This is a genomic window from Streptomyces sp. MS191 (genome assembly GCF_008042125.1).
In the GTDB taxonomy this organism is placed as follows: Bacteria; Actinomycetota; Actinomycetes; order Streptomycetales; family Streptomycetaceae; genus Streptomyces.
On the sequence record NZ_RDBI01000040.1, the window covers coordinates 1,017,336 to 1,026,128 of the forward strand.

Sequence of the window (8,793 nt, forward strand, 5' to 3'; positions counted from 1 at the left end):
CGGGCTGGGCGCCGGTGGACACCTGGTCCGGCCGGTACGGGCCGATCGCCCAGATCGGGTTGATCGAGGCGATCGCCGCGACGACCGAGATGACACCGAAGACCAGGAAGAAGAAGCCTCCGGCCTTGGCCATGTAGACCGGCAGCAGCGGCATGCCCACGACGTTCTTGTTCGTCCGGCCGGGGCCCTCGAACTGCGTGTGCTTGTGGTAGAAGACCAGGATCAGGTGGGCGACCACCAGACCCAGCATGATGCCGGGCAGCAGCAGGATGTGGGCCGAGTAGAACCGGGCCACGAAGTCGCCGCCGGGGAACTCCCCGCCGAACAGGAACATCGACAGGTACGTGCCGATGATCGGCACGGACAGGATCGCGCCCTGCATGAAGCGGACACCGGTGCCGGAGAGCAGGTCGTCCGGGAGCGAGTAGCCGGTGAAGCCGGTGAACATGCCCAGGAAGAACAGCAGGAAGCCGAACAGCCAGTTGATCTCACGCGGCTTGCGGAACGCGCCCGTGAAGAACACGCGCATCATGTGCACGAACATGCCGGCGAGGAAGATCAGCGCCGCCCAGTGGTGGATCTGCCGGATGAGCAGACCACCGCGCACATCGAAGGAGATGTGCATGGTCGAGTTGAACGCCTCGGACATCAGCTGACCCTGGAGCGGGACGTAGCTGCCGTGGTACTCCACCTCGTTCATCGACGGGTGGAAGAACATCGTCAGGTAGACGCCCGTCAGGATGATGATGATGAAGCTGTAGAGGCAGATCTCACCGAGCATGAAGGACCAGTGGTCCGGGAAGATCTTCCGCATGTTGGCCTTGGCCAGGGAGTAGATCCCGAGGCGGCCGTCGGCCCAGTCGGCGACCCGCTCACCGGCGGGGGCCTTCTTCTTGGTATCCGTCACAGTGCTCATCCGCGCTCCCAGAAGGCAGGACCGACGGGCTCGTCGAAGTCGCCGAGCGCCTCGAGGAAGCCCTTGTCGTTCACGCCGATCCGCAGCTGCGGGAGAGCGTGGCCGGCCGGGCCGAAGATGACGCGGGCGCCGTCGGACAGGTCGAAAGTGGACTGGTGGCACGGGCAGAGCACGTGGTGCGTCTGCTGCTCGTACAGCGAGATCGGGCATCCCACGTGGGTGCAGATCTTCGAGAAGGCGACGATGCCGTCGTGCGACCACTCGAGCTCGCGCTTGTCCTTGATGTCCTCCGGCTGGATCCGGACGATCATCAGGGCGGCCTTGGCGATCTCGACCTGGAAGTCGTGGTCGTGCTCGGACAGGCCCTCCGGCATGGCGAAGGTCAGCGAGCCGACCGCGACGTCCTCGGGACGCAGCGGCTCGTGCGTGTTCATGTTGATCAGCTGCAGGCCCTTGGCCCACATCGTGCTGCGGAGCTTCTTCTCCGGCAGCGGACCCATGTCACGCAGCAGGACGACGCCGGAGAGCGGGACGAGCGCCAGCGCACCGAACATCGTATTGCGGATCAGCTTGCGCCGGCCCATGCCCGACTCGGAGGCACCGGCGGCGAAGTCGGCCATGACCTTCGCCTTGGTCTCCGTGTCGGCCTGGATGGCGTGACGGTCGTCCGCCATCTCCACGTCCGACATCAGGGTGCGGGCCCAGTGGACCGCGCCCGCGCCGATGAGGAACAGCGCGGCACCGAGGGTCAGACCCAGGGCGAAGTTGAGCGCGGACACCCGGCCGAAGGGCCAGATGTACACGATCTGATCGACCGGGAAGATCACGTAGGAGGCGATGAAGCCGATCGTGGCCAGCATCGACAACGTGAACATCAGGGCGACCGCGCGCTCGGACCGCCGGGCGGCCCGCTCGTCGATGTCCTGGATGCGGGGCTTGTGGGGCGGGAGGCCCGGGTCGGCGAACGGGTCGTCGGCGACCATCACCGCGCCGTGCGCGGTGTCCTGCGCTGCGGGCAGGTTCTCTTCTGGAATCTCTTGGCTACTCATGACTTCTTGGCCTTAGCGGTGTGGGCCGCGACCCAGACGGCAACTGCGATCAGCGCACCCAGTCCGAACACCCACGCGAACAGACCCTCGCTGACGGGGCCGAGGCCACCCAGGCTGAGTCCGCCGGGGCTGTCCGCCCCGTCGCTGTTGACGGCCTTGACGTACGCGATGATGTCCTTCTTCTCCTTCTCCGGCAACGTGGTGTCGGGGAAGGAGGGCATGTTCTGCGGGCCGGTCTGCATGGCCTCGTACAGGTGCTTCTCGCTCACGCCTTCGAGGTTCGGGGCGTACTTGCCGTGCGTCAGCGCGCCGCCCTCACCGGTGAAGTTGTGGCACTGGGCACAGTTGGTACGGAACAGTTCGCCACCACGGGCGACGTCCGCGCCGTCGGGGTTGAACTGGCTTTCCTTCGGCGTGATCGGGCCGGCGCCGAGGGAGGCGATGTACGCCGCGAGAAGATCGATCTCGGCCTGCGAGTAGACGACCTTCTTCTTCGGGACCTGGGCGCCGGGCTGCTGGGCGGGCATGCGGCCCGTGCCGACCTGGAAGTCCACGGCGGCCGAGCCGACGCCGACCAGCGAGGGGCCGTCAGAGGTGCCCTGACCGCCGGTTCCGTGGCAGCTGGCGCAGCCGACGGAGTAGAGCTTCTTGCCCTCCTCGATGGCGAGGGACTGGGCGGTTTCATCGGCCTTCGCCGTGCCCGCGGGCGCGAACGCGGCGTACAGCCCCCCAGTGGCCGCCAGCGCGAGAAGTAGGACGACGACCGCCGCCAGCGGATGGCGTCGTCGTGCGGAGAGCTTTTTCACGGATTACCCCGGTGTCAGGATCTTCTGCGTCGATGCTTGCTGGATGTGCTCGGGTCGGAGACCCGATTACTTGATCATGTAGATCGTGGCGAAGAGGCCGATCCAGACGACATCGACGAAGTGCCAGTAGTAGGACACGACGATGGCAGCGGTTGCCTGCTCGTGAGTGAACCTCTTGGCGGCGTACGTCCGGCCCAGGACCAGCAGGAAGGCGATGAGACCGCCCGTCACGTGCAGGCCGTGGAAGCCGGTGGTCAGGTAGAACACCGAGCCGTACGGGTTCGACGAGAGCGAGAGGCCCTCGTGCTTCACCAGCTCGGTGTACTCGAAGACCTGGCCGCCGATGAAGATCGAACCCATCACGAACGTGATGATGAACCACGTCCGGAGCTTCTTCACATCACCCCGCTCCGCGGCGAAGACGCCGAGCTGGCAGGTGAGGGAGGAGAGCACCAGGATCGTGGTGTTGGTCGCCGAGAACGGGAAGTTCAGGGCGGAGGCCTGCTCCGCCCAGAACTCGGCTCCCGTCACCGATCGCAGGGTGAAGTACATCGCGAAGAGGGCCGCGAAGAACATCAGCTCGGAACTCAACCAAATGATGGTTCCGACGCTGGTGAGGTTCGGTCGATTGACCGACGGGTGCGCGTGCCCGGTTTCTACTGTCGTTACTGTCGCCACGACCGACATTATGTCGGTCGCTTATCCCGCCCTCACTCCGGGGGGTGCCGTTCGGAGTGTCAGGGGCCCGTGTCCAGCCCGAACGGCCCATCGAAGGGCCCTCCGATCCGGTGTCGAAGCGGTGTTGACGGGCAGTGGGACGGAGTAGCATCCGCCGCATCGGTTGATGACCTTCACGGAGGAACGATGCAGTCGAGCGCCACGGTCCTGGTCTACAGCGACGACGCGAACACCCGCGAGCAGGTACGCCTCGCGGCGGGACGCAGGCCCGCTCCCGACGTTCCCCCGGTCGAGTTCATCGAGTGCGCGACACTCCCGGCCGTCCTGAAGCACCTGGACGAGGGAGGGATCGACGTCTGCGTGCTGGACGGCGAGGCCGTGCCGGCGGGCGGGATGGGCGTGTGCCGCCAGATCAAGGACGAGATCTTCCACTGCCCGCCGGTGCTGCTGCTGATCGGCCGCCCGCAGGACGCCTGGCTGGCCACCTGGAGCCGCGCGGACGCCGCGGTGACCCTCCCGGTCGAACCGGTCGATTTCGCGGCCTCCCTGGCCACCCTGCTGCGTTCCCGCCTGGCGCTGTCACTCTGACCCGAGGGCCCGGTCCGCCGGGCGGGGCGCGGGGCCCGGAGGCGAACCGGGCCCCGGAGATTCAGACGGAGGGCCGGAGGCGGGCGGTGTCGGTGGTGACGGCGGTCGCCGTGCCGCCGGCGGCGACGCCGGTCAGGGCGCTGCCCTGGCGCCACTTGTCCCAGGCCAGGTTCCAGTCGCCGAAGCCGTTCCCGAACGGGTCCATCGTGTCGCCGATGCTGTTGACGGTCTGCACGATGTCACCCGGACGGACGGTTTCGAAGAACCAGGCCGCGTTGCCGGTCGACATGCCCACGCAGCCGTGGCTGACGTTCGCGAACCCCTGCGAGCCGACGGACCAGGGCGCGGCGTGGACGTACTCGCCGCTCCAGGTGACCCGGGTCGCGTAGTAGACGGGCAGGTCGTAGGACTCGGAGCTGCCCTCGGCGATACCGACGCTGGTGCCGCGCATCCGGACGTAGTACTCCTTGCCGAGCACGACCTTGATGCCGTTTCGGGTGGAGAAGCCCGGTTTGCCGGTGGTCACCGGCATGGTTTTGATCACTTCTCCGTTGCGCCGCACGGTCATCGAGTAGGTGCCCGCGTCCGCGACCGCCTCGATCCGGTCGCCGATCGTCAGCTTCAGCGGCTTCGACGCGCCGCCGTAGAGCTTGTCGCCGACCTTCACGCCGGCGAGGTTCCCGGAGACGCTGATCGCCGCGCCGGCGGGCCAGTACTCCTTCGGACGGTAGTGCAGCTTCTTGTCGTCCACCCAGTACCAGGCGCCTTCGACGGCGGGCGTGGAGCGCACCTTCAGCGCCCGTTCGACCACAGCCCTGGCCGCCTTGTCCTTCACGGGGAGGCTGAGTTCGGCGGTGATGGGCTGGCCGACGCCGTAGGTGCCCGCCTCCGGGCCGAACGCGACGGTCAGCGCCCGCTTGGCCGCGGCCGTCTCGAACGTGTACGTACGGCTGCCGGGCGCGCCGTCGTCGTCCTCCGTGGAGACCTTGACGGTGTACCGGCCACCGGCCGTCAGCGCGCCGGTGGAGCGCCAGCGCTGCCCGTCCGCGGTGAGTTCGCCCGCCAGGTGGTGCCCGGTCTCGTCGAGGGCCGTCACGTCGGTGATGCGGCCCTCGTCGTCCTTGACCGTGATCTCCAGCGGCTTGTCCGGGTCGGCCTTCCGGCCGTCCGCCGGGGCGTTGAAGGAGATCTGCTGCCCCGCGTCGTACGGCTTGGCCGACAGCGGATGGTCCCCGGAGCCCGAGCAGGCGCTGCCCGCGGCGGTGAACGTGAGGGCCATAAGAGTGCAGCTCAGAACAGTCCGAATGCGCGGCGTGTCGTTCATGACATCACCGTAAGAACAATCCTCGGACCCAGCGCGTCGAGTGCTGCAAACGAGGGGCCCGGCCACTTCGGTGACGAAGTGTCCGGGCCCCTCGGGGTCCTGCGGGTGGTGCGGACGGGCTACTGGTTCTGGTTCTCACCGCGGTAGAACTCGAACACCCAGCCGAAGAGGCCGACCAGGATCAGCGGAGCCGAGAAGTACAGGATCCACCAGCCCATGGCGATGGCCAGGAACGCGAGCGCGCCACCGACGGCGAGCGAGAGCGGCTGCCAGCTGTGGGGGGCGAAGAAGCCCACCTCACCGGCCTCGTCCGCGACGTCCGCCTCCTTGTCGTCCTGCGCCATGGCGTCCACGCGCCGGGCCGTGAAGGCCAGGTAGTAGCCGATCATGATGCAGAGGCCGAAGGCCAGGAAGAGGGCCGTGGTACCGACCGGCTCCTTCGACCACACGCCGTAGAGGATGGCCATGGCGAGCACGAAGACGCTCAGCCAGATGAACATCTTGCCCTGGATCTTCACTTGCCGGCCTCCTTCTCACCCGCGAGGGCCTTGACCGGACCGTGGTTCTCGAGCTGGTCGACGGCCGCGATCTCGGGGTGGTGCAGGTCGAACGCCGGGGATTCGGAACGGATCCGCGGGAGGGTGAGGAAGTTGTGCCGCGGCGGCGGGCAGGACGTCGCCCATTCGAGCGAACGGCCGTAGCCCCACGGGTCGTCGACCTCGATCTTCTTGCCGTACTTGGCGGTCTTCCAGACGTTGTAGAAGAACGGCAGGATCGACAGGCCCAGCAGGAAGGAGGAGATCGTCGAGATCGTGTTCAGCGTGGTGAAGCCGTCGGCGTTCAGGTAGTCCGCGTAACGACGCGGCATGCCCTCGGCACCCAGCCAGTGCTGCACCAGGAAGGTGCCGTGGAAGCCGATGAACAGCGTCCAGAAGGTCATCTTGCCCAGGCGCTCGTCCAGCATCTTGCCGGTGAACTTCGGCCACCAGAAGTGGAAGCCGGCGAACATCGCGAAGACGACGGTGCCGAAGACGACGTAGTGGAAGTGCGCCACCACGAAGTACGAGTCCGAGACGTGGAAGTCCATCGGCGGCGAGGCCAGGATCACGCCGGTCAGACCGCCGAAGGTGAAGGTGACCAGGAAGCCGATCGTCCAGAGCATCGGTGTCTCGAAGGACAACGAGCCCTTCCACATCGTTCCGATCCAGTTGAAGAACTTCACGCCCGTCGGTACGGCGATGAGGAACGTCATGAAGGAGAAGAACGGCAGGAGCACGCCGCCGGTGACGTACATGTGGTGGGCCCACACGGTCACGGACAGACCGGCGATCGCGATGKTCGCGGCCACCAGGCCGATGTAGCCGAACATCGGCTTGCGGCTGAAGACCGGGATGACCTCGGAGACGATGCCGAAGAACGGCAGGGCGATGATGTACACCTCTGGGTGTCCGAAGAACCAGAAGAGGTGTTGCCAGAGCAGGGCGCCGCCGTTGGCCGCGTCGAAGACGTGGGCACCGAACTTCCGGTCCGCCTCCAGGGCGAACAGCGCGGCCGCCAGGACCGGGAAGGCGAGCAGGACCAGGACACCGGTCAGCAGCACGTTCCAGGTGAAGATCGGCATGCGGAACATCGTCATGCCCGGAGCGCGCATGCAGATGATCGTGGTGATGAAGTTGACCGAGCCGAGGATCGTGCCGAAGCCGGAGAAGGCCAGACCCATGATCCACATGTCGGCGCCGACACCCGGCGAGCGGACGGCGTCCGACAGCGGGGAGTAGGCGAACCAGCCGAAGTCGGCCGCACCCTGCGGGGTGAGGAAGCCGGCCACCGCGATGATCGAGCCGAAGAGGTACAGCCAGTACGCGAACATGTTCAGCCGCGGGAACGCCACGTCGGGCGCGCCGATCTGCAGCGGCATGATCCAGTTCGCGAATCCGGCGAACAGCGGCGTCGCGAACATCAGCAGCATGATCGTGCCGTGCATCGTGAACGCCTGGTTGAACTGCTCGTTCGACATGATCTGCGTACCCGGACGGGCCAGCTCGGCGCGCATGAAGAGCGCCATCAGACCGCCGATGCAGAAGAACGCGAACGACGTGACCAGGTACATCGTGCCGATGGTCTTGTGGTCCGTGGTGGTCAGCCACTTGATCACGACGTTGCCGGGCTGACTGCGCCGCACGGGCAGCTCGTTCTCGTACGAGTCCTCAGCTGCGGCGGCACCCTGGGGTTCGTTGAGGATGCTCACAGTTGGTTCTTCTCCGCATTCCTGGCCGGGTCCGTCTGCTCAATGCCCGACGGGATGTAGCCGGTCTGCCCCTTCTCCGCCAGCTCCTTCAGGTACTCGCGGTAGCGCTCCGGGGAGACCACCTTGACGTTGAAGAGCATCCGGGAGTGGTCGACACCGCACAGCTCGGCACACTTGCCCATGAAGGTGCCTTCCTGTGACGGGGTCACCTCGAAGGCGTTGGTGTGACCGGGGATGACGTCCTGCTTCATCAGGAACGGGACCACCCAGAAGGAGTGGATGACGTCACGGGAGGTCAGGACGAACCGGACCTTCTCACCCTTGGGCAGGACCAGGGTCGGACCCGGGTTGCCGGTCTGCGGGTTCCGGTCACCGGGGATGCCGGCGTCGTAGACGCCACCGGCGTTCGCCGGGAAGTCGTCCTGGAACTTGTCCGGAATGGCGTCGAGGTTCGGGGCGATCTGTGCGTCGCCCTTCACTCCCGGCACGTTCTCGATGTAGTTGAAGCCCCAGCTCCACTGATAGCCGACCACGTTGATCGTGTGGGCCGGCTTGTCGGCGAGTGAGAGGAGCTTCGACTCGTCGCGCGCGGTGAAGTAGAAGAGCACCGACACGATGATGAGCGGAGTGACCGTGTACAGCGCCTCGATGGGCATGTTGTACCGCGTCTGCGGCGGTACCTCCACCTTGGTGCGACTGCGCCGGTGGAAGATGACGGACCACAGGATCAGTCCCCACACCAGGATGCCCGTGACGAGCGCAGCCGCCCACGAGCCCTGCCACAGGGAGAGGATCGTAGGCGCCTCTTCCGTCACCGGGGTGGGCATACCAAGGCGGGGGAAGTCTTCCCAGTTGTACGAGCAGCCGGTGGCTGTCGCCAGGATCAGGCCCGCAGTCAGCACCTGCGGCAGCTTCCGCCGCATCGGGCGCCGCGACGAGCGGTCGGAGCCGTTGGGACTCACGTAGCGCCTTCCCGAGAGTCTCGGCCCGCGCTGGTCCGGCTACGGCCGTCTCGCTGGTCGGTCGCCGCCCCGGCCGCGGGCAGGGGTTTGGATGTTTATGCGGACCAAACCCTACTGGACGCTATTTGGGGTCGCGCGGGGAGGGTGCCCAACGCGCCGTCCGACTCCCCGAAGGGGTGGACCCCGGCATTCCGCGGTGGGGTCCCGGGGGGCCGACCGGTG

General features: G+C 66.7%; 9 protein-coding genes. 1 reads left to right on the forward strand and 8 read right to left on the reverse strand.

The window, feature by feature from the left end; all coding sequences use genetic code 11:
- The 4 genes from qcrB to ctaE form a co-directional block, all read right to left on the reverse strand.
- Positions 1 to 916, reverse strand: a 916-nt coding sequence (gene qcrB / locus EAO71_RS11645; protein WP_147979239.1) for a cytochrome bc1 complex cytochrome b subunit, incomplete at its 3' end; no start/stop codon positions are given.
- On the reverse strand, positions 913 to 1,965 hold the full coding sequence (gene qcrA, locus EAO71_RS11650; protein ID WP_147977659.1) for a cytochrome bc1 complex Rieske iron-sulfur subunit: 1,053 nt from the start codon (positions 1,963 to 1,965) through the stop codon (positions 913 to 915). The genes qcrB and qcrA, both read right to left, overlap by 4 nt.
- On the reverse strand, positions 1,962 to 2,771 hold the full coding sequence (gene qcrC, locus EAO71_RS11655) for a cytochrome bc1 complex diheme cytochrome c subunit (protein ID WP_147977660.1): 810 nt from the start codon (positions 2,769 to 2,771) through the stop codon (positions 1,962 to 1,964). The genes qcrA and qcrC overlap by 4 nt, the downstream gene beginning before the upstream one ends.
- 66 nt (positions 2,772 to 2,837) lie before the next feature.
- Positions 2,838 to 3,458 carry an aa3-type cytochrome oxidase subunit III gene (ctaE, locus tag EAO71_RS11660; RefSeq protein ID WP_147977661.1) on the reverse strand — a complete coding sequence of 207 codons (621 nt, stop codon included), beginning with the start codon at positions 3,456 to 3,458 and terminating at the stop codon, positions 2,838 to 2,840.
- Positions 3,459 to 3,635: 177 nt separating this feature from the next.
- Between ctaE and EAO71_RS11665 the strand changes: the two genes are divergently transcribed.
- Positions 3,636 to 4,037 carry a DNA-binding transcriptional response regulator gene (locus EAO71_RS11665; protein ID WP_147977662.1) on the forward strand — a complete coding sequence of 134 codons (402 nt, stop codon included), beginning with the start codon at positions 3,636 to 3,638 and terminating at the stop codon, positions 4,035 to 4,037.
- Positions 4,038 to 4,098: 61 nt separating this feature from the next.
- Here the strand turns inward: EAO71_RS11665 and EAO71_RS11670 are convergent, their stop codons facing one another.
- From EAO71_RS11670 to ctaC, 4 genes are all read right to left on the reverse strand, one after another.
- A complete protein-coding gene (locus EAO71_RS11670) occupies positions 4,099 to 5,361 on the reverse strand; it encodes a L,D-transpeptidase (RefSeq protein ID WP_147977663.1) in 1,263 nt (420 codons plus the stop codon).
- 119 nt (positions 5,362 to 5,480) lie between these two features.
- Positions 5,481 to 5,879, reverse strand: a complete 399-nt coding sequence (locus EAO71_RS11675; RefSeq protein WP_147977664.1) for a cytochrome c oxidase subunit 4 — start codon at positions 5,877 to 5,879, stop codon at positions 5,481 to 5,483.
- On the reverse strand, positions 5,876 to 7,609 hold the full coding sequence (ctaD, locus tag EAO71_RS11680; RefSeq protein ID WP_147977665.1) for an aa3-type cytochrome oxidase subunit I: 1,734 nt from the start codon (positions 7,607 to 7,609) through the stop codon (positions 5,876 to 5,878). The genes EAO71_RS11675 and ctaD overlap by 4 nt, the downstream gene beginning before the upstream one ends.
- Positions 7,606 to 8,571, reverse strand: a complete 966-nt coding sequence (ctaC, locus tag EAO71_RS11685) for an aa3-type cytochrome oxidase subunit II (protein WP_147977666.1) — start codon at positions 8,569 to 8,571, stop codon at positions 7,606 to 7,608. Before ctaC ends, ctaD begins: the two co-directional genes overlap by 4 nt.
- Positions 8,572 to 8,793: the final 222 nt, after the last annotated feature.